This is a genomic window from Nocardiopsis sp. iso_237, from assembly GCF_056173345.1.
Genome location: NZ_CM149669.1, coordinates 4,740,967 through 4,761,745, shown reverse-complemented (window position 1 = coordinate 4,761,745; position 20,779 = coordinate 4,740,967). Strand labels below are relative to the sequence as shown.

19 protein-coding genes and 1 CRISPR repeat array are annotated in these 20,779 nt (G+C 71.5%); of the genes, 14 read left to right on the top strand and 5 right to left on the bottom strand.

What is annotated here, in order from left to right:
• Positions 1–166: 166 nt before the first annotated feature.
• From AC0VYM_RS21610 to egtD, 10 genes are all read left to right on the top strand, one after another.
• The gene (locus AC0VYM_RS21610; protein WP_475454978.1) at positions 167–2,002 is read left to right on the top strand and encodes an ABC transporter substrate-binding protein; all 1,836 of its coding nucleotides are present in this window, start codon (positions 167–169) and stop codon (positions 2,000–2,002) included.
• Positions 1,999–3,069, top strand: a complete 1,071-nt coding sequence (locus AC0VYM_RS21605; RefSeq protein ID WP_475454976.1) for an ABC transporter permease — start codon at positions 1,999–2,001, stop codon at positions 3,067–3,069. Before AC0VYM_RS21610 ends, AC0VYM_RS21605 begins: the two co-directional genes overlap by 4 nt.
• On the top strand, positions 3,066–4,043 hold the full coding sequence (locus tag AC0VYM_RS21600; protein WP_475454974.1) for an ABC transporter permease: 978 nt from the start codon (positions 3,066–3,068) through the stop codon (positions 4,041–4,043). The genes AC0VYM_RS21605 and AC0VYM_RS21600 overlap by 4 nt, the downstream gene beginning before the upstream one ends.
• Positions 4,040–5,119, top strand: a complete 1,080-nt coding sequence (locus AC0VYM_RS21595) for an ABC transporter ATP-binding protein (protein ID WP_475454972.1) — start codon at positions 4,040–4,042, stop codon at positions 5,117–5,119. The genes AC0VYM_RS21600 and AC0VYM_RS21595 overlap by 4 nt, the downstream gene beginning before the upstream one ends.
• Positions 5,116–6,213: an ABC transporter ATP-binding protein gene (locus tag AC0VYM_RS21590; protein ID WP_475454970.1), complete on the top strand. Its 1,098-nt coding sequence runs from the start codon at positions 5,116–5,118 to the stop codon at positions 6,211–6,213. Before AC0VYM_RS21595 ends, AC0VYM_RS21590 begins: the two co-directional genes overlap by 4 nt.
• Positions 6,214–6,846: 633 nt before the next feature.
• Positions 6,847–7,773, top strand: coding sequence for an arylamine N-acetyltransferase family protein (locus tag AC0VYM_RS21585; RefSeq protein WP_475454968.1), 927 nt, complete (start codon positions 6,847–6,849; stop codon positions 7,771–7,773).
• A 212-nt stretch (positions 7,774–7,985) separates the two neighbouring features.
• Entirely contained in the window at positions 7,986–9,284 is a 1,299-nt protein-coding gene (egtA, locus tag AC0VYM_RS21580) for an ergothioneine biosynthesis glutamate--cysteine ligase EgtA (protein WP_475454966.1), read from the top strand.
• Complete coding sequence (gene egtB / locus AC0VYM_RS21575) at positions 9,281–10,624, top strand: ergothioneine biosynthesis protein EgtB (RefSeq protein ID WP_475454964.1); 1,344 nt, start codon at positions 9,281–9,283, stop codon at positions 10,622–10,624. Before egtA ends, egtB begins: the two co-directional genes overlap by 4 nt.
• Positions 10,624–11,358: an ergothioneine biosynthesis protein EgtC gene (gene egtC, locus AC0VYM_RS21570; RefSeq protein ID WP_475454962.1), complete on the top strand. Its 735-nt coding sequence runs from the start codon at positions 10,624–10,626 to the stop codon at positions 11,356–11,358. The genes egtB and egtC overlap by 1 nt, the downstream gene beginning before the upstream one ends.
• A gap of 65 nt (positions 11,359–11,423) precedes the next feature.
• Positions 11,424–12,395, top strand: a complete 972-nt coding sequence (gene egtD, locus AC0VYM_RS21565; RefSeq protein ID WP_475454960.1) for an L-histidine N(alpha)-methyltransferase — start codon at positions 11,424–11,426, stop codon at positions 12,393–12,395.
• A gap of 3 nt (positions 12,396–12,398) precedes the next feature.
• Here the strand turns inward: egtD and AC0VYM_RS21560 are convergent, their stop codons facing one another.
• Complete coding sequence (locus AC0VYM_RS21560) at positions 12,399–13,100, bottom strand: VIT1/CCC1 transporter family protein (RefSeq protein ID WP_475454958.1); 702 nt, start codon at positions 13,098–13,100, stop codon at positions 12,399–12,401.
• A 69-nt stretch (positions 13,101–13,169) separates the two neighbouring features.
• On the opposite strand from AC0VYM_RS21560, the gene dapB reads away from it, so the two are divergent.
• Entirely contained in the window at positions 13,170–13,913 is a 744-nt protein-coding gene (dapB, locus tag AC0VYM_RS21555) for a 4-hydroxy-tetrahydrodipicolinate reductase (protein WP_475454956.1), read from the top strand.
• Between the two features lie 109 nt (positions 13,914–14,022).
• A CRISPR array of direct repeats spans positions 14,023–14,356; the repeat unit is 29 nt; unit sequence GGGACCATCCCCGCGTGCGCGGGGAGCAC.
• Positions 14,357–14,428: 72 nt separating this feature from the next.
• On the opposite strand, the gene AC0VYM_RS21550 is transcribed toward dapB, so the two are convergent.
• The 4 genes from AC0VYM_RS21550 to AC0VYM_RS21535 form a co-directional block, all read right to left on the bottom strand.
• The gene (locus AC0VYM_RS21550; protein WP_475454954.1) at positions 14,429–15,109 is read right to left on the bottom strand and encodes a class I SAM-dependent DNA methyltransferase; all 681 of its coding nucleotides are present in this window, start codon (positions 15,107–15,109) and stop codon (positions 14,429–14,431) included.
• A gap of 58 nt (positions 15,110–15,167) precedes the next feature.
• Positions 15,168–15,659, bottom strand: a complete 492-nt coding sequence (locus tag AC0VYM_RS21545) for an NUDIX domain-containing protein (protein ID WP_475454952.1) — start codon at positions 15,657–15,659, stop codon at positions 15,168–15,170.
• A gap of 18 nt (positions 15,660–15,677) precedes the next feature.
• The gene (locus tag AC0VYM_RS21540; protein WP_475454950.1) at positions 15,678–16,550 is read right to left on the bottom strand and encodes a 1,4-dihydroxy-2-naphthoate polyprenyltransferase; all 873 of its coding nucleotides are present in this window, start codon (positions 16,548–16,550) and stop codon (positions 15,678–15,680) included.
• Positions 16,551–16,641: 91 nt separating this feature from the next.
• On the bottom strand, positions 16,642–17,196 hold the full coding sequence (locus AC0VYM_RS21535; RefSeq protein ID WP_475454948.1) for an N-acetyltransferase family protein: 555 nt from the start codon (positions 17,194–17,196) through the stop codon (positions 16,642–16,644).
• Between the two features lie 118 nt (positions 17,197–17,314).
• Between AC0VYM_RS21535 and AC0VYM_RS21530 the strand changes: the two genes are divergently transcribed.
• From AC0VYM_RS21530 to AC0VYM_RS21520, 3 genes are all read left to right on the top strand, one after another.
• Positions 17,315–17,695 (top strand): phage holin family protein, encoded by a 381-nt coding sequence (locus tag AC0VYM_RS21530; protein WP_475454946.1) that lies wholly within the window; start codon positions 17,315–17,317, stop codon positions 17,693–17,695.
• A gap of 418 nt (positions 17,696–18,113) precedes the next feature.
• The gene (gene dapA / locus AC0VYM_RS21525; RefSeq protein WP_475454944.1) at positions 18,114–19,085 is read left to right on the top strand and encodes a 4-hydroxy-tetrahydrodipicolinate synthase; all 972 of its coding nucleotides are present in this window, start codon (positions 18,114–18,116) and stop codon (positions 19,083–19,085) included.
• Entirely contained in the window at positions 19,082–20,767 is a 1,686-nt protein-coding gene (locus AC0VYM_RS21520) for a ribonuclease J (protein WP_475454942.1), read from the top strand. Before dapA ends, AC0VYM_RS21520 begins: the two co-directional genes overlap by 4 nt.
• Positions 20,768–20,779 lie beyond the last annotated feature (12 nt).

The following is a 20,779-nucleotide window of genomic DNA, read 5'->3' as shown; positions in this document are numbered from 1 at the left end:
ACTTCATCCTCAGGAAACACGAACGCTCCTGACACAGGAGTCGAATGCGTTGCGATATCCCGCCTCACCTCGGAGATCGTTGACGCTCATCGCGCCAAGTTGGTAGACAACCAACAACCCCCAGGTGGCCATGCCACCAACCCCACGAAACCTGACAGGGGCCGTTATGAAAACCCACCATCCTCCCTCCGGCACCCTTCTCCGGCGGACGGCGGCGTCCGGCAGTGCGCTCCTTCTCCTCGGAAGTCTCACGGTGGCCCCCGCGGCCGCCGACGAGGCGAGCGGCAACACCCTCACCGTCGCCATCGCCCAGCAGGTGGACTCCTTCAACCCCTTCACCGCGCAGCTCGCGGTCACCACGAACATCCTCCGGCACGTCTACGACAGCCTCACCACCGTGGACCCCGAGACCGGAGAGCCCGCCCCCTCGCTCGCGGAGAGCTGGGAGACCTCCGACGACGGCCTCACCTGGACCTTCAACCTCCGTGACGACGCCCTCTTCAGCGACGGCGAACAGCTCACCGCCGACGACGTGGCGTGGACGTTCACCACGATGATGGAGAACGACGCCGCCGCCGTCGCCAACGGCAACTACGTCTCCGGGTTCGAGAGCGTCACGGCCGAGGACGACACGACCGTCGTCATCCAGCTGGACGAGCCGCAGGCCACCATGGAGTCCCTGCGCGTGCCGATCGTCCCCCGGCACGTCTGGGAGCCGATCATCGAGGAGGAGGGCGAGGCCTTCTCCGACTACACCGGCGACGACCTCCCCACCGTCGGCAGCGGCCCCTTCGTCCTCACCGAGCACGCGCGCGGCGAGCACATCCGCCTGGCGGCCAACCCCGACCACTGGCGGGGAGCACCCGGCTTCGACGAGCTGTACTTCCGCTACTACTCGGAGAAGGACGCCGCCGTCGAGGCGCTGCGCAGCGGCGAGGTCTCCTTCGTCTACGAGCTCACCGACGCCCAGATCACCTCCCTGGAGACGCTGGACAACGTCGCCGTCAACATCGCGGACGGCAAGCGGTTCCAGGCCTTCAGCATCAACCCCGGCGCCGTCACCCAGGACGGCGAGGAGTTCGGTGACGGGCACCCGGCGCTGAAGGACCGCACCCTGCGCCAGGCCATCGTCATGGGCATCGACAACGAGGAGATCGTCCAACAGGGCGCCAACGGCCAGGCCGTCGCGGCGGGCGGCTACGTCCCGCCCCGCTACACCGACTTCCACTGGGCGCCCGAGGGCGAGGAGGCCATCCTCGACTTCGACCCGGACGCCGCCAACGCGATGCTCGACGAGGCCGGGTACGAGCGGGGCGACGACGGCGTACGCGTCTCGCCCGACGGCGACCGGCTCGAACTGCGCATGCACGTCCACGCCGACCGGCCGGACAACGTCCAGGCCGGACAGGTCATCGACGAGCGACTCGCGGACCTCGGCATCGAGATCGACAACCAGACCGTCGACCCCGGCATCCTGAGCGACGCCCTCTACGACGCCGAGTACGACCTCATCTTCACCGGGTGGACGGTCAACCCGGACCCGGACTACGTGTTCAGCATCCACACCTGTGACGCGCTGCCCACCGAACCCGGCACCATGCAGGGCGACGCCTACTTCTGTGACGAGGAGTACGACGAGCTCTACGCCGCCCAACTGGGCGAGTACGACCGCGAGGCCCGCGCCGAGATCATCCATCAGCTCCAGGAGGTCCTGTACCGGGAGGCCGTGGTCAACGTCCTGACCTACCCGAACATCATGGAGGCCTACCGGACCGACCACGTCGCCAGCCTCCAGCTGGAGCCCGCCGAGGGCGGGAACATCTGGGGCCAGGACGGCTACTGGGCCTGGTGGTCGGCCGAGCCCGCCGAAGGCGCCGCAGGAGGCGGCTCCGGCGTGTCCACAGGGGCGCTCATCGGCATCGGCGCCGGCGTGCTGGTGCTGGTGGTCGCGGGTGCCTTCGTCTTCTTCCGTCGACGCTCCACCGTGGAGGACCGCGAGTGACCATGACGCCCACCGAGGCGGACGAACCGACCGGGGCGGGGACCACCGACGTCCCCGCCCCGGCGGGCCCCACGGGGTTCGGCCGCGTGGCCCCCGTGGCCACCTACGTCCTCGGCCGCCTGACCACAGCCGTGGTCTCCCTGTTCGCCGTGATCGTCGCCGGGTTCTTCCTCTTCCGGATCCTGCCGGGCGACCCCGTCCGAGCCATGACCGAGGGCCGCGAGGTCTCCGCCGAACAGCGTGAGGAGCTGCGCCGCCAGTTCGGCCTCGACCAGCCCCTCTGGCAGCAGTTCCTCGACTACGCCGCCGGACTGGTCCGGATGGACCTCGGGATCTCCTTCCAGTACCGGGAGCCGGTGGTCGACCTCATCCTCGAACGCCTGGGCCCGACGATCCTGCTCGCCGGGACCGGCACGGTCATCGCCGCGCTCCTCGGCCTGTTCCTCGGCGCCCGCGCCGGGTGGCGGCCGGGCGGACGCGGGGACCGGATCAACACGGCGGTGGCGCTGTTCTTCTGGTCGGTGCCCACGTTCTGGCTCGGCCTGCTGCTGATCGTGCTGCTCGCCTCGGGACGCGGGTTCATGCCCGGCCTGTTCCCGACCGGCGGCATGGTCTCGCCCGGAGTCAGCGGCCCGGTGGAGACCGCGCTGAGCACCGCCCGGCACATGGTGCTGCCGGTCCTGACCATGGTCGCGGTGATCTACGCGCAGTACCTCATGATCATGCGCTCCTCGCTGATGGACGAGAAGGGCGCCGACTACCTGGTCACCGCCCGCGCCAAGGGACTGCGCGACGCCCTGGTGCGCCGCAGGCACGCCGTGCCCAACGCACTGCTGCCGACCGTGACGCTCATCTTCCTCAACCTCGGGCAGGTCGTCTCCGGGGTCATCCTCGTGGAGACGGTCTTCTCCTGGCCCGGACTCGGCCAGCTCTTCTACTCCGGCCTGCGCGTACCCGACCTCGGCCTCGTCCAGGGGCTGTTCGTGGTGTTCGCGGCCTCGGTGATCCTCATGAACCTCCTGGCCGACCTGGTGTATCCGCTGCTCGACCCGAGGGTGCGCCCATGAACACACCCACCGGACCCGCGACGGCCGGACCGTCGGCGGACGGCACGCCGCCGGTCCCGACGCCCTCCCCGAGCGCGCTGGCCCGCAGACGCCGCCGCGAGGCCCTGGTCGGCTTCGCCCGTGAGTACGCGCGCAACCGGGCCGGGCTCCTCGGCCTGGGGCTGCTCCTCACCATCGGCGTGCTCGCCGTGACGGCCCCGCTGTTCATCGACCAGGCCCACCTGACCATCACCGGCGCCCCCGGCGAGTCCCACGAGCCGCCGAGCTGGCAGTTCCCCCTGGGAACCGACAACTTCGGCCGCTCGATCCTCGACCTGGTGATCTGGGGCGCGCGGGTCTCGCTGACGGTCGGCCTGCTGGCCACGTTCGTGTCGGTCACTCTCGGCACCCTGGTGGGCGTCACCGCCGGGCACTTCGGCTCGTCCGGCGGCGTCGGCGGCCGGATCGTGTCCACGGTGCTCATGCGGGTCACCGACTGGTTCCTGGTCCTGCCCACCCTGGTCCTGGCGGTGGCGCTGGCCGCCGTCCTGCCGCGCGGCACCGGCACCATCATCATCGCGATCGGCCTCACCGTCTGGCCGCCCACCGCACGCCTGGTGCGCGCGCAGACCCTGGCCGTGGAGGCACGCCCGTTCGTGGAGCGCGCCCGCGCCCTCGGCGGCGGCCACGCGCACGTGATGGGCTGGCACGTGCTGCCCAACGTCATGCCGGTGGTGCTCGCCCAGACCACGCTGCTGGTGGCCACCTCCATCATCGCGGAGTCCACCCTGGCCTTCCTCGGCATGGGCGACCCCACCACCATCTCCTGGGGCGGGATCCTGGAGGCGGCCCGCACCGCCGGAGCGATCAGCGCCGGTATCTGGTGGTACATCGTCCCGCCCGGCCTGGCCATCGCCGTGGTCGCGCTCTCCTTCACCCTGTGCGGACGCGCGGTCGAGTCCGTCATCAACCCACGGCTCAGGGGGCAGAGTTGACCAGCCTTCTCGACGTCAGCGACCTGCGCGTCACCTACTCCGGGAGCGGCGGCGACGTCCCCGCCGTGCGCGGCGTGAGCCTGTCCCTGGACCCCGGCGACACCCTCGGGGTGGCGGGGGAGTCCGGCAGCGGCAAGTCCACGGTGGCCCTCGCGCTGCTGCGCCTGCTGCCCGCGAGCGCGAAGGTCACCGGAAGCATCCTGCTGGAGGGCGAGGACGTCCTCCGGATGAAGTGGGGCCGCCTGCGCGCCGTGCGCTGGGTGGGCGCCTCGGTGGTCTTCCAGGGCGCCATGCACTCGCTCAACCCGGTGAAGCGGATCGGTGACCAGATCGCCGAACCGCTGCTCATCCACGAACTGGTCCGACCGGCCCGGGTGGACGCGCGCGTGGCCGAGCTCCTCGAACAGGTGGGACTGCCCGCCTCCCGTCGACGCGACTACCCCCACCAGCTGTCCGGCGGTCAGCGCCAGCGGGTGATGATCGCGATGGCGCTGGCCTGCGAGCCGCGCCTGATCATCGCGGACGAGGCGACCACCGCCCTGGACGTGATGATCCAGGCGCAGATCCTGGGACTGCTGGAACGGCTGGTGGACGAGACCGGGATCGGCATGCTGATGATCAGTCACGACCTGTCCGTCCTCGCGGCCACCTGTGACCGGGTCGCGGTGATGTACGCGGGGCGGATCGTCGAGCAGGGGCCCGCGCGCGAGGTCGTGCACGCCCCGGCGCACCCCTACGCGAGCGCGCTCAGCGCGGCCTTCCCGAAGATCGGTGACCCGGCCTCGCGCCTGGCACCCCGGGGTCTGCCCGGCGACCCGCCCGATCCGGCCGACCCGCCCTCGGGCTGTGTGTTCCGGCCGCGCTGTGCCGTGGCGGAGACGGTGTGCGCCTCCGTCGATCCTCCGCTGTGGCCGGTCCGTCCCGACCGCGACGGGCACGCGGACCGGCACGCCGCCTGCGTGCACGTGGGCACGGGGCCGGGCCTGGCGGACTGGGGCGGGGCCACGGGAGACGGCGACGCCGGCGGTTCCCACGACACGAGCGGTTCCCACGACACCGAGGAGACGAGCCGTTGAGCGCCGACACCGACTCACGACAGCCCGCCTCCCCTTCCGAACCGAAGGAGGACACCGGGCCGATCCTGCGCGCCGACGACGTGAGGGTGGCCTTCCCCGCCGGGGCCGCCCCGGGCGGCGGCCGGGGCACGGCCCGGGCCGTTGACGGCGTCAACCTCGACGTGGCGGCGGGGGAGATCGTCGCCCTCGTGGGGGAGTCCGGCTGCGGCAAGACCACCCTCGCCCGGGCCCTGCTCGGGCTGGAGCGGCCCACCGGCGGCCGGGTCCTGTTCGAGGGCGCGCCGCTGGGCTACCGCTCGCGTGACCTGCGCTCCTACCGGCGCCGGGTCCAGCTCGTTCAGCAGGACCCGATGGGATCGCTCAACCCCCGACGCACCGTCTACGAGTCCGTCGTTGAGGGGTTGCGCATCCACGAGGGCACGACCGCCGACGAGACCGAACGGGTCTCCCGGGCCCTGTCCCAGGCCGGGCTGCGTCCGCCCGAGCGGTTCTTCGCCCGCTACCCGCACGAGCTCTCCGGCGGCCAGCGCCAGCGCGTGGTGATCGCCGGGGCGCTGGTCCTGGACCCCGAGGTGCTGGTGGCCGACGAGCCGGTGGCGTCCCTGGACGCGTCGGTACGCGGCGAGATCCTGCGGCTGCTGCTGGAGCTGCGCGACGAACTGGGCCTGTCCGCGCTGGTGGCCACGCACGACCTCGGGCTGGCGTGGAACATCGCGGACCGGGTCGCCGTGATGTACCTCGGGCGCGTGGTGGAGCTCGGCACCGTGGAGGAGGTCCTGTCCGCTCCCGCCCACCCGTACACGCGGGCGCTGCTGTCGGTCCTGCCCGACTCCGGGGCGGAGGAGGGGCCCGTGGTGCTCTCCGGCGAGCCGCCGGACCCCAAGCAGGTGCCGACGGGCTGCCGGTTCCACCCGCGCTGCCCGGTGCTGGCCTCGGGCGAGGCCGAGCGGGCCGGGGTGGCCGACCTGTGCACCACGGTGGACCCGGCGGTCCTGGGCGGCGGCGCCGAGCGGCGGGTGGCCTGCCACTGGGCGGCCGAGGACGCGACCGGGCGCCTGCGGGCGGACGGTCCGCCCGGTCCCGTCACCGTGTAGGGGGTAGGGGAGCCCCGGCCGACGCCCGGTCACGGTACGCGCGGTTCCTGGTGACCGAGGAGCCGTGTGTACCCGCTGGTGCGGTTCGTGCCGTGCGTGGGCTGCCACCAGGGACAGGAGTGTCCCCGAGTGACCAGGGGGCCGTGAGTGCTACGCGTGGGTGCCGTGACGGTGCCAACCCGGTTCGTTGTTCACGCGGGGCCGCGTGTGTTCGCCACGTGAGTCCGGAGACCGGAGTGTGCGCGGGTGCCATGCGGATGAAGAGGAGGGCTTCCACACGGGTGACGGAGTCCGCGCGTGGTGCGCGGGTGCAGTGGCGGTGTCAGCTCGGTCCGTTGTCTCACGCGGGGCCGGGTGTGTCCGCCAGGAGCGGTCAGGAGAGTCGGGCACGCGCGGCTGCCAGGGGCCATGTACGCCCCCGCACGGGCCGTCCGGGGCGCGCGTGGTGCGCAGACGCCGTGAGGAGAAGGGCCGCTCGTGGCGCGCGGGTGCCGTTCGGACCACGGCCCCTCGATCGCGGACGCCCCTGAGATCCGTACCAGTTCTCCCCTGCCCCACGGCACCTCCGGGGCGGGGAGAACGGCGCTGGCCACGTGCCGGAACAGTCCCGGCACGGGTGTCGTTGGCACGGACATGTCGACCAACGAACACTCCGCACGGCCCGTCCCCCTGGCGGAACCGGGTCCGGCGCCAGCGCCCGAACCGGCCCTCACCGACCGCGACCTCTGGCACGGCGCCGACCTCGACCTGGACGCCTACCTGGCGCGCCTGGGCCTGTCCGGGGACCTGCCGCCGACCCTGGACACCCTCACCGCCGTGCACCGGGCCCACCTGGCGGCCATCCCCTTCGAGAACCTCCAGCTGCTCCTGGGGCGCCCCGTCCCGCTGGACGTCCCCGCGCTGACGGACAAGATGGTCCACCACCGGCGGGGTGGCTACTGCTACGAGCAGAACCTGCTCCTGGCCGCCGCCCTGGACCGTCTGGGGTTCAGCGTGACCGCCTTCGCCGCCCGGGTTCTGATGGGCGGCGACGGCCGCCCCCGGCCCTCCACGCACGCCCTCCTGCGGGTCCGGGTGGACGGTGAGCCCTGGTTGGCCGACGTCGGCTTCGGCGGCGGGGGCCTCGTGGAACCCCTCCGGTTCGCGGACGGGCAGCAGGTCTCGCAGGGCGGTTGGAACCTGCGGCTGGACCGGGTGTCGGAGATCGGTGACGAGGAGTGGCTGCTGCGCGGATTCGACGGTCGGCGCTGGCGGAACCTGTACTCCTTCGCCGCCGCGGGGGTGCTCCCGCAGGACTACGCGGTGTTCAGCCACTACCTCACGACCCACCCGCGGTCGCCCTTCCGCAACCGTCTGATGGTCGCGCGGACGGTCGGCGGGACCCGGTACGCGCTCAACGACACGACCCTGTCCGTCGTGCGGGTGGACGGCACCGGCGAGACACGGGAGTTGGCCCTGGGAGAGGTGGGAACAGTGTTGCGTGAGGTGTTCGACATCGCCCTTGACCAGGAGGAACGCCAGATCGTTGAAGGTCGGGTGAAGGGGTTCCTGGAGGTCTGAGTCGGGCCCGTGGGCTGTGATCGTCATCACGTTTGATGACGGCGTTGGGGAGGCTCCGTCGCGAACCCCGATGCCAGCGGGTGTGTCATCCACGCGGTGACGCACCCGCGGAACGGGCCCGCGCCGGTCGCCACGATTTGGGGTGATCGCACACGTTCGTGACCGTGAGTGTCGGGGCAGGACCTGTGGGGCGCGACCCAGAGGAGCTGCTCATGGCGCACATGACCACCGAAGACGTCCACGACTACATCAACGGTGTCTGTTTCAAGACCGGACCGCCCGGAAAGGTCGGGGCCGAGACCGAATGGCTCGTCACCGACCCCGAGCACCCCACCGCACCCGTCACCATCGACCGCCTCGCGGAGCTGCTGGAGGCCTGTGGCCCCCCGCCCGCGGGAAGCCGGATCACCTTCGAACCCGGCGGCCAGATCGAGCTCAGCTCGGCGGCCCTTCCCGGCCCGGCGCGCGCCCACGAGGCCCTCGCCCGGGACCTCGACCACATCCGCAAGACCCTCGCGGACGACGGACTGCACCTGGCCGAGACCGCACTCGACCCGGTACGGCCCCCCGTCCGCCAGCTCCGCCTGCCCCGCTACACGGCCATGGCGCGGTTCTTCGCCAACCGCCGCCAGCCCAGCGGACACACCATGATGTGCAGCACCGCGTCGCTCCAGGTGTGCCTGGACACCGGGGCCGACGCCGCCGACGCCGGAGCCCGCTGGGAACTCGCGCACCGGCTCGGACCCGTCCTGGTGGCGGCCTTCGCCAACTCCGCCGTGTGGCGCGGACGGCCCACCGGCTGGAAGTCCACCCGCTGGGCCATCTGGGCGGCCACCGACGGCACCCGCACCCGCCCGGCCCTGGAGTCCCACACCCACCCCGACCCCGCCACCGCGTGGGCCGAGTACGCCCTCGGCGCCAACCTCCTGGCCGTACCGGAGGTCCCCGGCGGGGGAGGGGAGTGGACGGCGGACCCCGGCATCACCCTGGCCGACTGGATCGACGGGCGCGGAGCCCGCCCCGTCACCCTGGCCGACCTGGAGTTCCACCTGTCCACGCTCTTCCCGCCCGTGCGCCCGCGCGGTTGGTGGGAACTGCGGATGATCGACGCCCTGCCGCTCGACTGGTGGCCGGTCCCGGTGGCGCTCGCCGCCGCGCTGTTCGACGAACCCCGCGCCCGCGCCGTCGCGGAGGAGGCTACCGAGCGCCTGTGCCGGGGCCGCTTCCCCGACCCCGCGCTGTGGCGGCGCTCGGCCAGCCTGGGACCGGCCGACCCCGAGATCGACGCCTGCGCGCGGATCTGCTTCGACGCCGCCGTGGAGGCGCTGCCGAGGATGGGCGCGGCCGGGCTCGCCCACCTGGTGGACGCCTACGCGGACCGGTACGTCCGGCGCGGCCGGTGCCCGGCCGACGGCGCTCTCGGGGCACTGGTGCCCGAACCGCGTACCGAGGCCGGGGCCCGGGAAAGCCACGGCGGCGTCCGCGCCGCGCGAGGGGGAGACACGCCATGAGTCGGGAACAGGACCGCGCCAAGGAGCGCATCGCCGCCGAACTGGACCGGAGCAGACGCCGCAGCAACGGGCTGACCCTGGACTCCCTGGACGAGGCGGACCTGCTCGCCCAACACTCCCCGCTGATGTCCCCGCTGGTGTGGGACCTGGCGCACATCGGCAACTACGAGGAGCAGTGGCTGCTGAGAGCCGCCGGGGGACGCCAGGCGCTGCGCCCCGACATCGACGGCCTGTACGACGCCTTCGAGAACCCCCGGGCCGACCGGGTCGCCCTGCCCCTGCTGCGGCCGGAGGAGGCCCGCCAGTACAACGACCGGGTACGCCGGGAGGTCCTGGACGCCCTCGACTCCGTCGACCTGGAGACGGTCCCCGCTCCCCGGAGCCCGGGGGAGCGGTCCCTGCTGGAGGCGGGGTTCGTGTTCCACATGGTGATCCAGCACGAGCACATGCACGACGAGACCATGCTCGCCACCCACCAGCTCCGCCGGGGCGCCCCCGTACTGCTGGAGGAGGAGAGCGGGACACCGCGGCCGAGCCCGCCCCCGGCCGAGGAGGTCCTGGTCCCCGCCGGGCCCTTCACCATGGGCACCGACGACGACCCCTGGTCCTACGACAACGAGCGCTCCGCCCACACCGTGGACCTGGACGCCTACTGGATCGACACCGACCCGGTCACCAACGGCGCCTACCTGCGGTTCGTCGCGGACGGCGGCTACCAGGACCCCCGCTGGTGGTCCGAGGAGGGATGGGAGTGGCGGCAGCGGCGCGACGCCGTGGCCCCGGCCTTCTGGACGCGGGACGGCGACGGCTGGGCCCGGCGCCGCTTCGGACGGGTCGAGGAGGTCCCGCCGGACCAGCCCGTCCAGCACGTGTCCTTCCACGAGGCCCAGGCGTACGCCCGCTGGGCGGGGAAACGCCTGCCCACCGAGGCCGAGTGGGAGAAGGCCGCCCGCTTCGACCCCGCCAGCGGACGCTCGCGGCGCTTCCCCTGGGGCGACGAGGAGCCCACCGGCGGCCACGCCAACCTCGGCCAGCGGGCGCTCGGCCCGCACCCCGTCGGCAGCCACCCGGAGGGGGTATCGCCCCTGGGGGTGCGGCACCTGATCGGTGACGTGTGGGAGTGGACCTCCACCACCTTCCACGGCTACCCCGGGTTCACCGCGTTCCCCTACCGCGAGTACTCGGAGGTCTTCTTCGACAGCGGGTACAAGGTCCTGCGCGGAGGATCCTGGGCCACCCACCCCACTGCGGTCCGTTCCACCTTCCGCAACTGGGACCACCCGATCCGGCGGCAGATCTTCAGCGGGTTCCGCTGCGCGCGCGACGCGGGCCGCGCCTGATGTGCCGACACCTCGCCTACCTGGGGCCGCCGCGTACGGTGCACGAACTGCTGTACGCGGCGCCCCACTCGCTGCACGTCCAGTCCTGGGCCCCGCGACAGCAGCGGTACGGGACGGTCAACGCCGACGGCTTCGGTGTCGGCTGGTACCCGGAGGGGGCCGAAACCCGACCGCTCCGCTACCGGCGGGCCATGCCGATCTGGGGTGACTCCTCCTTCGCGGACGCGGCCCGGTCCATCAGCTCCGGCTGCGTGGTCGCCGCGGTCCGCGACGCCACCGTCGGCTTCGGGTCGGAGGAGTCCGGGGCGCAGCCCTTCCGCGCCGACCGCCTGCTGTTCAGCCACAACGGGGCCGCCCGGGACGACCAGGCGCTCCTGGCCGGCCTGTCGGCGCCCTTCCCGGCAGACGCCCTGGACGCCCGCGCGCCGGTGGACTCCGCTCCGCTGTTCGCGCACGCCGTCCGGGCCTGGCGGGCTTCCCGGGACCTCGCCGAGGCGCTGGTCTCGGTGGTCCACCGAGCGAGGGAACTCTCCGAGGGGCGGTACAACCTGCTGGCCAGCGACGGCGAGGTGATCGTCGGGACCACGGCGGGGGACACCCTCTACACCCTGCGCCGAGAGGGCGCCTGGCTGGCCTCCGAGCCCTTCGACGACGGGCGCGGCTGGCGGCAGGTCCCGGAGAACTCCGTGGTCGTGGCCACCCGCGAGCGCACCGACATCCACCCGCTCGGCTGATCCCGGGGCGCGCCCCGCTGGTTTCACCCGCCCCGGGTACATCCGTAAGGGACACAGGAGGCACCATGTTCCGGATTGACCGCAACCTGACCGCTGACGAGCTCGACAAGGCGCTGCGCACCGACGTCGCGGAGGGCCTCACCGCGCGGCCCAAACAACTGCCGCCCAAGTGGTTCTACGACGAACGCGGCAGCGGGCTCTTCGAGGACATCACGCGGCTTCCGGAGTACTACCCGACCCGCGCCGAGCGCTCCATCCTGGAGACGCACGCCGACGACATCGCGGAGGCGGCCGGGGCGGTCGCCCTGATCGAGCTCGGATCCGGTTCCGGGGTCAAGACCCGGCTGCTCCTGGACGCCATGCGCCGCCAGGGCGACCTGACCCGGTTCGTGCCCGTGGACGTCAGCGGGGAGTTCCTCGCCGCCTCGGCGCGTCCGGTCGCGGACGACTACCCCGGCCTGGACGTACACGCCGTCGTCGGGGACTTCGAGCACCACCTGGGCCTGCTGCCGGTCAGCGAGAGCGGCCGCCAGCTCCTCGCGGTCCTGGGATCGACCATCGGCAACCAGGAACCCGGACCGCGCGCCTCCTTCCTGCGCGACATCCACGACGTGCTGCACCCGGGGGACTCCCTGCTGCTCGGCGCCGACCTGGTCAAGGACCCGGACCGCCTGGTGGCCGCCTACGACGATTCCCAGGGGGTGACCGCCGCCTTCAACCGCAACGTGCTCTCGGTGATCAACCAGCAGCTGGGCGGCGACTTCGACCCCACCGCCTTCGAGCACCTGGCGGTGTGGAACGCCCGGTGCGAGTGGATCGAGATGCGCCTGCGGGCCCGCTCCGACCAGCACGTGCGCGTCGCGGACCTCGACCTGGAGGTGGACTTCTCCGAGGGCGAGGAGATGCGCACGGAGATCTCCGCCAAGTTCCGCCGTGAAGGACTCTCCGCCGAACTCGACGCCGCGGGGTTCGACCTCACCCACTGGTGGACCGACGCCGAGGGGGACTTCGCGCTCACCCTGGCCACCGTGCGCTGAACGTCAGGCCGCCGCCACACCGATCAGCGTGCCGACCGTGTACGTCACCAGCATGGCGAACGACCCGCCGAGCACGCACCGCACCGCCGCCCGCACCGGCAGGGCGCCGCCCATCCGCGCGCTGACCGCCCCCAGCAGGCCCGTGGCCACCAGCACCGCGACCACCGTCACCGCCAGACGCCAGGAGTCGGGGCTCAGCAGCATGGCCGACAGCGGGATCATCGCGCCCAGCAGGAAGGAGAACATGCTCGCGAAGGCGGCCTGCCACGGATTGGCCCGGTAGCGGTTCAGACCCAGCTCCACCTCCACGTGGGCGCTGAGGGCGTCGTGTTCGGTGAGCTCCCTGGCGACCTCGCGGGACAGCTTCTCGCTGAGGCCGCGCTCCCGGTACATCCCGGCCAGCTCCTCCAGCTCACCCGCCGGGTCGTCGGAGAGCTCCCGCCGCTCCCTGGCGATCGCCGCCCTCTCGGTGTCCCGTTGCGTGCTCACCGAGACGTACTCGCCCGCCGCCATGGACAGCGCGCCCGCCAGGGTCCCGGCCACACCCGCGACCAGCAGGGTGTCCCGCTCGGGCGTGGCGCCCGCCACGCCCACCACGAGACCCGCCGTGGAGACGATGCCGTCGTTGGCGCCCAGGACCGCCGCCCGGAGCCCGTTCAACAGCGATCCCAGCCGCTTCTGCGAGTGCTCCGAGTTCGGTTCCATGGGGTCAGAGTGACACGTGTGACGCGCCCCGACCCGCCCCACCACGCCGAACTCCGCTACGCTCGTGCCGTGTTCAAGGTAGGAGTTTTCGGCGCCGATGGGCGCATGGGGTCAGAGGTCGTCAAGGCGGTTCAGGCCGCCGACGACATGGAACTCGTCGCGGGCGTGGACAGCGCCGCCGACCGTGATGCGGTGCTGGGGGCCGACTACGTCGTCGACTTCACGCACCCCGACGTGGTGATGGACAACCTCGCGTGGTTGATCGACCACGGGATCCACGCCGTCGTCGGGACGAGCGGTTTCGACGAGGCCCGTCTGGCGAAGGTGCGCGCCCTCCAGGAGGCCAAGCCCGGGGCGAAGGTGCTCATCGCGCCCAACTTCGGCATCGCCGCCGTCCTGATGATGCACTTCGCGAAGAAGGCCGCGCCCTACTTCGACTCCACGGAGATCATCGAGCTGCACCACCCGAACAAGGCCGACGCCCCCAGCGGTACGGCCTACCGGACCGCCGAGCTGGTGGCCGAGGCCCGCCGCGAGGCCGGGACCCAGCCGATGCCCGACGCCACCACCTCGGAGATCCCCGGTGCCCGTGGCGCCGACGTCGAGGGCGTCCGCGTGCACGCGCTGCGCATCCAGGGCCTGATCGCCCACCAGGAAGTGGTGTTCGGCATCGACGGTGAGACCCTGAAGATCCGCCACGACTCCATGAACCGCACCTCGTTCATGCCCGGTGTCCTTCTCGGCGTCCGCAGGACCGCTGATCTTCCCGAGCCCCTCACCCTGGGCCTGGAGCCGCTCCTCGGCCTGGACTAGCCATCTGAGACAACGAGGGGGACCGCCACCAGGCGGTCCCCCTTAGTCATGTCCCATCCCCGCAACGCGGGGAGCACGGATGCCGAGCGATCGTCGCCAGAGTGCGAAGGGGACCATCCCCGCGTGCGCGGGGAGCACGATCTCTGCGTAGGCGTGGTGCTGCCACCGGGGGGACCATCCCCGCGTGCGCGGGGAGCACAACTCCACACGTCTATCCAGCATCTGGGCGACGGGACCATCCCCGCGTGCGCGGGGAGCACTTCACCGCACGCCCGACCCTGGCCGACGGAATGGGACCATCCCCGCGTGCGCGGGGAGCACTGCTCGACGGCGAGCGCGTAGGCGGACGCGCCGGGACCATCCCCGCGTGTGCGGGGAGCACCACTCGACGATCCGGAGCCCGGGATGGACTTCGGGACCATCCCCGCGTGTGCGGGGAGCACACTTTTTCACCTGGGAACTTACCGGTGGCAGGGGTCCATTTTTCCAACTTCCCGAGAAATGGACATTTCCGGCTAGGCGCCTCGGCGGCAGGTGAGGAAGATCTGCACCTCGGGGTGGGCGCCCTCGGGGTTGTAGGAGACCACGCGCTCGTCCTCGATGATGAGCCCGGCCCGCTCCACGACCTCTCTCAGCTCGTCGCGAGGGTACCCGGACACCCGGATCTCGTTCCCCAGGAAGGAGATGGGTTGGTCGTCCAGGTCCGCCTCGACCATCGACAGGCACACCAGGCCGCCGGGGACCAGCGAGGCGCGTACGCGGCCCAGGGCCTGGGGGATGCGGTCCTTCGGCAGGCACAGCAGGGAGAAGAAGGCCACGATGGCGTCGTACGAGCACTCCACCGGGTCGAGGTCGACGATGTCGGCCTGACGGAACCTCGCCTCCGGGACGTTCTCGCGGGCGAGCGCGATCATCTGCTCGGAGATCTCGAAGCCGGTCACCTGGGCGCCCGAACTGACCAGCTGACGGGCGGTCGGCAGGCCGGTGCCCGAGCCGAGGTCGAGCACCTGTGCGTTCGGTGGCAGCAGGCTCAGCAGCCTGCGAACGCAGTCCTCCTGGCCTTCCTTGTTGGGAAAGGCCTCGTCGTAGCGTTCTCCGATCGTGTCGAACGCGTTCGCCTGGCGGGCGTTGCGTTCGGCCCAGGCCACCGGGTCGGGGGCGAGCTCGAGGGGATCGGTGGGGTGGTCGCTCGGCACGGTTCTCCAAGGGGGTACATAGGCGGGGCAGGCATCGTAACCGGAGCGGCGTCCGCGCTCAGGTCTGCCCAGGCAGGACGGCGTGTCCGTCCTCCAGGTAGACCAGACCGCCACCCTGGTCGTCCACCGACACGGCCGCCTCCAGGCGTCGGGCCGTCCCAGCGGGGAGGTAGTCGGTCAGCCGCGAGGGCGGGACCCATTCCCAGCCGGACAGTTCGTCCGCCTGCAGACGGAAGTCGGTGTGCGGGACCTCCACGCGGAACAGCCACTGGTTGGCGGCCGTGCGGGGCGGTCGGGGCGGCACCCAGTCGACGACGAGCGGGGCCAGCACACGCGCGGTCACCCCCAGCTCCTCGGCGATCTCCCGGCGGCAGGCGGCCACGGGGGACTCCTCGGCCTCCATGATCCCGCCGGGGATGCCCCAGGGCCGCTCGGGGTCGTACACGCGCCGTACCAGGAGCACGTCGCCAGCAGCCGAACGGATGAGTCCGCCCGCCGCACCCCGGGTCGCGGGCAGGTTCGCGAAGAAGTCGTCGTCGCTCTGATCCACCCGACGACCCTAACCCGCCTAGCCCAGGGCGAGCGCCACCGAGAACAGCACGCCGAAGGCCATCTGGAGTTTCCCGGTCTCACCCAGGCCCAGCACCAGGTCCCGGCCGACCTGCCCGCCGAGCACCCGGCGCAGCGGGGGCACCGCCAGAGGCGCGCACAACAGGACGAGCGGCACCCACCAGGACACCGTGGTCAGCACGAGGGCGACCAGGAAGGACGCCACGACCATGCCCGCGTAGAGGCGGCGGGTGCCGGTCTCGCCCAGACGGACGGCCAGGGTGATCTTGCCGGTCTCCCGGTCCGTGGGGATGTCGCGCAGGTTGTTGATCACCAGCACGGAGCAGGAGAGGAGACCCACCGGCACCGACGCCACCCAGGCCTGCCAGGGCAGCGACCCCATCTGCACGAACACCGTGCCCACCACGGCCACCACGCCGAAGAACACGAACACCGAGACCTCGCCCAGGCCCCGGTACCCGTACGGGGTGTTCCCGCCGGTGTAGTACCAGGCGGCGGCGATGGCGGCCGCGCCGATCAACAGGAGCCACCACGAACTGGTCGCCACCAGGACCAGCCCGATGACACCGGCGAACGCGAAACTCCCCAGCGCGGCGGCCAGCACCTGCTTCGGAGCCGCCAGCCCGCTCGCGGTCAGCCGCGTGGGCCCGGTGCGCTCCTCGGTGTCGGTGCCCTTGACCCCGTCGCTGTAGTCGTTGGCGAAGTTCACGCCCACCTGGAGCGCCATGGACACCACCAGGGCCAGCAGCGCCTTCCACCACACGAACCCGTCCAGGGAGAAGGCCAGCGCGGTACCGACCGCCACCGGGACGATCGAGTTCGGAAGCGTGCGGGGGCGCAGCCCCGAGACCCATTCACTGACCGTGGCCACGCGCCGGTCCTCCAGATTCGAGACGGTGGCGCGCCCTGGGGGCGCGCCGGACAACTACCCAACGGTAGTGCCTGGCCGACGCGCCGCCGAACTACTCGGACACGGCCGCGTGCAACCGCACCATCGGAAGCAGGCGACCCATGTCGATCTCCCGCCGGGCACCGTCCGCGCGCCACCCCGAGGCCTCGAAGAACGACCGCAGCGCGTTCTCCTCCTCCGGGACCCACACGTGCACCGTGCCGAACCCGCCCTCCACCAGGTGGTCCACGCACGCGTTCACCAGACGGCTGCCGTGCCCCTCCCGCACCCGCTCCGGGTCCACGTGCAGCGCGAACACCTCCGCGTCCTTGGCGGGCCACAGGTCCGGGTCCCCACCCGGGCCGAACGCCGCGAACCCGACGACCGTGCGCACCCCGCCGTCCTCGTCGGTGGCCACCACCAGCCGGTGCTTCGAGGTGGGCGGCGACTCCAACGCCGCCGTCCACTGCTCACGGAAGCTCTCACGGGCCTGGTCGCCCGAGAGCTCCGCCGCCACCTCCTCGGGCAACAGCTCCCCGTACACCGACCGCCACGACGCGACCTGGAGGTCCACCACCCTGTCCACGTCGGCGGCACGGGCGGGACGGACGAACTGCGCACTGGACACGAGGGGGCCTCTCGGTTGGTTCCGGAACCCGGCGGGCGCGGGTGTGCGACACGCCGGACGCGAAGATCACCCACGCCGGAGTTTCCGGACCTTGCACCGGCATGGGAACATCTACGTTGTGAGCCTCATTATCAGAGTTATCGCGAACGCGCTGGCCCTTTGGGCCGCTGTCCTCCTCGTCGACGGGATCGACGTCACGGCGCAGGACACCGCCGGTCAGATCGTCGTCTACCTCGTGGTCGGCGCGATCTTCGGTGTGGTCAACGCGGTCATCAAACCGATCGTCAAGACGGTCGGCTGCCTGTTCTACGCCCTCACCCTCGGGCTGATCGGGCTCGTGGTGAACGCGCTGCTGTTCATGCTCACCGAGTGGATCGCCGGGCTGTTCAACGTCCCGTTCCACGTGGACGGATTCTGGCCCGCCTTCTGGGGCGCCATCGTCGTCACCATCGTGAGCTGGGTCGTCAGCATGTTCCTGCCCGACGCCAAGGACGACTGAGACACGCCCGAACGACACCCGCGCGCCGTTCTCCGACCACGGTGACACCGGGCCCCGTCCGAGTGACGAGGGCCCGGTGCGGGTAGGTTCACACTTCCGGGCACCGGTCGAGCGCGTAGGCTCCAGGTGACCTGGTCGGTCACACCCGTGACGGTCCCTCACCTCAACCCACGAGGACGGGGACCGAACCGGACCCGCTCCCGCGCACTCACAGGTGCGAGGACACAACAGACTTTCCCGCTTCCGGTGGCCCGCGTTCACCGGTCGCGGCGACGGACGTTCAACGCCGTCTTCACCCGTTGCACGGAGGAAAGCACCCGGCTCGGGACACACACCCGTTTCACGCACATGGAGAGGAGGAAGGGCAACCCAGGGCCCCGACGCCTTCCGGCTGGGGCCCGAGAGCCTTTCACACACGATGGTGGAACCCAAGAACCGCCCGTTCGGCAAGATGCTGACCGCGATGGTCACCCCGATGCTCGAGGACGGGGAACTCGACTACGACGGCGCCGCCCGGCTCGCCACCTACCTGGTGGACGAGCAGCACAACGACGGACTGGTCATCAGCGGCACGACCGGCGAGTCGCCCACGACCAGCGACGACGAGAAGGACCGTCTGCTGCGCTCGGTGGTCGAGGCCGTCGGTGACCGCGCCCAGATCATCGCGGGGGTCGGCACCAACGACACCCGTCACAGCGTCAAGCTGGCCAGGGCCGCCGAGAAGGCGGGCGCGCACGGCCTGCTGGCCGTCACGCCCTACTACAACAAGCCCCCGCAGGAGGGGCTGATCCGGCACTTCACCGAGATCGCCGACACCACCGACCTGCCGGTCATGCTCTACGACATCCCGCACCGCACCGGGACGCCGATCGCCTCCGAGACCCTGGTCCGGCTGGCCGAGCACCCGCGCATCGTCGCCAACAAGGACGCCAAGGACAACGTCGGCGCCAGCTCCTGGGTCATGGAGCGCACCGACCTGGCCTACTACTGCGGCACGGACATCCTGAACCTGCCGCTGCTGTCGGTCGGCGCGGCCGGTTTCGTGAGCGTCGTCGGCCACATCGTCGGCAGCGACCTCAAGGACATGATCGACGCCTTCGAGGCGGGCGAGGTCGGCCAGGCGCTGGCCATCCACCGCCGCCTCACCCCGGTCTACACCGGCATGTTCCGCACCCAGGGCGTCATCACCACCAAGGCGATCCTGAACCTGTTCGGGCTGCCCTCCGGGCCGGTCCGCACTCCGCTCGCGGACGCGTCCTCGGAGCTCCAGGCCCTCCTGCGCGAGGACCTGGCCGCCGCCGGGGTCAAGGGCCCGATCGGGCTCGCCCCGCACCAGGCCGTGCCCGCCAGCGCCGTGCGCGTCGAACGTCTGACGGAGGGTTCCGTATGAGTCACCCGCACCCCGAACTCGGCCCGCCCCCGCCCCAGGGCAAGGGCGTCCTTCGCATCGTCCCGCTCGGCGGACTCGGTGAGATCGGCCGCAACATGACGGTCTTCGAGTACGGCGGCCGTCTGCTCATCGTCGACTGCGGCGTGCTCTTCCCGGAGGAGGAGCAGCCCGGCGTCGACCTGATCCTGCCGGACTTCGACTACATCCGGGACCGTCTCGACGACATCGAGGCGATCGTGCTCACCCACGGGCACGAGGACCACATCGGCGGCGTGCCGTTCCTGCTGCGCGAGCGGGCCGACATCCCGATCGTCGGTTCCAAGCTCACCCTGGCGCTGATCAGCGCCAAGCTCGGAGAGCACCGGATCAAGCCGGAGACCGTCCTGGTGGAGGAGGGGGAGCGCCACGACTTCGGCCCCTTCAACCTGGAGTTCTTCGCGGTCAACCACTCCATCCCGGACGCGCTCGCCGTGGGCATCCGCACGCCCGGCGGCACGGTACTGCACACGGGCGACTTCAAGATGGACCAGCTGCCGCTGGACAGCCGCCTCACCGACCTGGCCGGGTTCGCCCGCTTCGGTGACGAGGGTGTGGACATCCTGCTGTCGGACTCCACCAACGCCGAGCAGCCCGGGTTCGTGGTCAACGAGCGCAACCTGACCGAGGCCATCGACAAGGTGTTCCGGCAGGCGAAGAAGCGCATCGTCGTGGCCTGCTTCGCCTCGCACGTGCACCGCGTCCAGCAGGTCATCGACTCCGCGACCGCGCACGGCCGCAAGATCGCGTTCGTGGGCCGCTCCATGGTCCGCAACATGAACATCGCGCGCGACCTGGGCTACCTGAGCATCCCCGGCGACACCATCGTCGACGTCAAGCAGCTCGACAAGATGCCCGCCGACGAGGTCGTGCTGATCTGCACCGGCTCCCAGGGCGAGCCCATGGCGGCGCTGAGCCGCATGGCCAACCGGGACCACCAGATCCGCATCGAGGAGGGCGACACCATCCTGCTCGCCTCGTCGCTCATCCCGGGCAACGAGAACTCGGTCAACCGGGTCATCAACGGCCTGACCCGCTGGGGCGCCAAGGTCGTGCACAAGGGCAACGCGCTCGTGCACGTGTCCGGCCACGCCTCCGCGGGTGAGCTGCTGTACGTGCTCAACATGGTGCGTCCGCGCAACTTCATGCCGGTGCACGGCGAGTGGCGGCACATGCGCGCCCACGCCGACCTGGCCAAGCTCACGGGCGTGCCGAGCGACCGCATCGTCATCGCCGAGGACGGCGTGGTCGTGGACGTCCACAAGAACCGCGCCAAGATCGTCGGCGCGGTGCAGGCCGGGTACGTCTACGTGGACGGCTCCTCGGTCGGGGACGTCACCGACGCCGCCCTGAAGGACCGCCGCATCCTGGGCGAGGAGGGCTTCATCTCCGTCGTCGTCGCGGTGGACTCCAACTCCGGGAAGATCCTCGGTGACCCCGAGATCCACACCCGGGGCGCGGGCATGGGCGCCGAGGCCTACGACGACGTCATCGACAAGATCCAGGACGCCCTGGACAAGGCGGCCGCCGACGGCGTCAACGACCCGCACCAGCTGCGTCAGCTCATCCGCCGCAGCACGGGACGCTGGGTCAACGAGACCTACCGCCGACGTCCCATGATCATCCCCGTCCTGGTCGAGGTCTGACCGTAGGGGAAG

Coding starts and splice junctions, on each gene's coding strand:
- AC0VYM_RS21610 (WP_475454978.1), top strand. CDS start 167: ATGAAAACCCACCATCCTCCCTCCGGCACCCTTCTCCGGCGGACGGCG.
- AC0VYM_RS21600 (WP_475454974.1), top strand. CDS start 3,066: ATGAACACACCCACCGGACCCGCGACGGCCGGACCGTCGGCGGACGGC.
- AC0VYM_RS21585 (WP_475454968.1), top strand. CDS start 6,847: ATGTCGACCAACGAACACTCCGCACGGCCCGTCCCCCTGGCGGAACCG.
- egtA (WP_475454966.1), top strand. CDS start 7,986: ATGGCGCACATGACCACCGAAGACGTCCACGACTACATCAACGGTGTC.
- egtB (WP_475454964.1), top strand. CDS start 9,281: ATGAGTCGGGAACAGGACCGCGCCAAGGAGCGCATCGCCGCCGAACTG.
- egtC (WP_475454962.1), top strand. CDS start 10,624: ATGTGCCGACACCTCGCCTACCTGGGGCCGCCGCGTACGGTGCACGAA.
- egtD (WP_475454960.1), top strand. CDS start 11,424: ATGTTCCGGATTGACCGCAACCTGACCGCTGACGAGCTCGACAAGGCG.
- AC0VYM_RS21560 (WP_475454958.1), bottom strand. CDS start 13,100: ATGGAACCGAACTCGGAGCACTCGCAGAAGCGGCTGGGATCGCTGTTG.
- dapA (WP_475454944.1), top strand. CDS start 18,114: ATGGTGGAACCCAAGAACCGCCCGTTCGGCAAGATGCTGACCGCGATG.
- AC0VYM_RS21520 (WP_475454942.1), top strand. CDS start 19,082: ATGAGTCACCCGCACCCCGAACTCGGCCCGCCCCCGCCCCAGGGCAAG.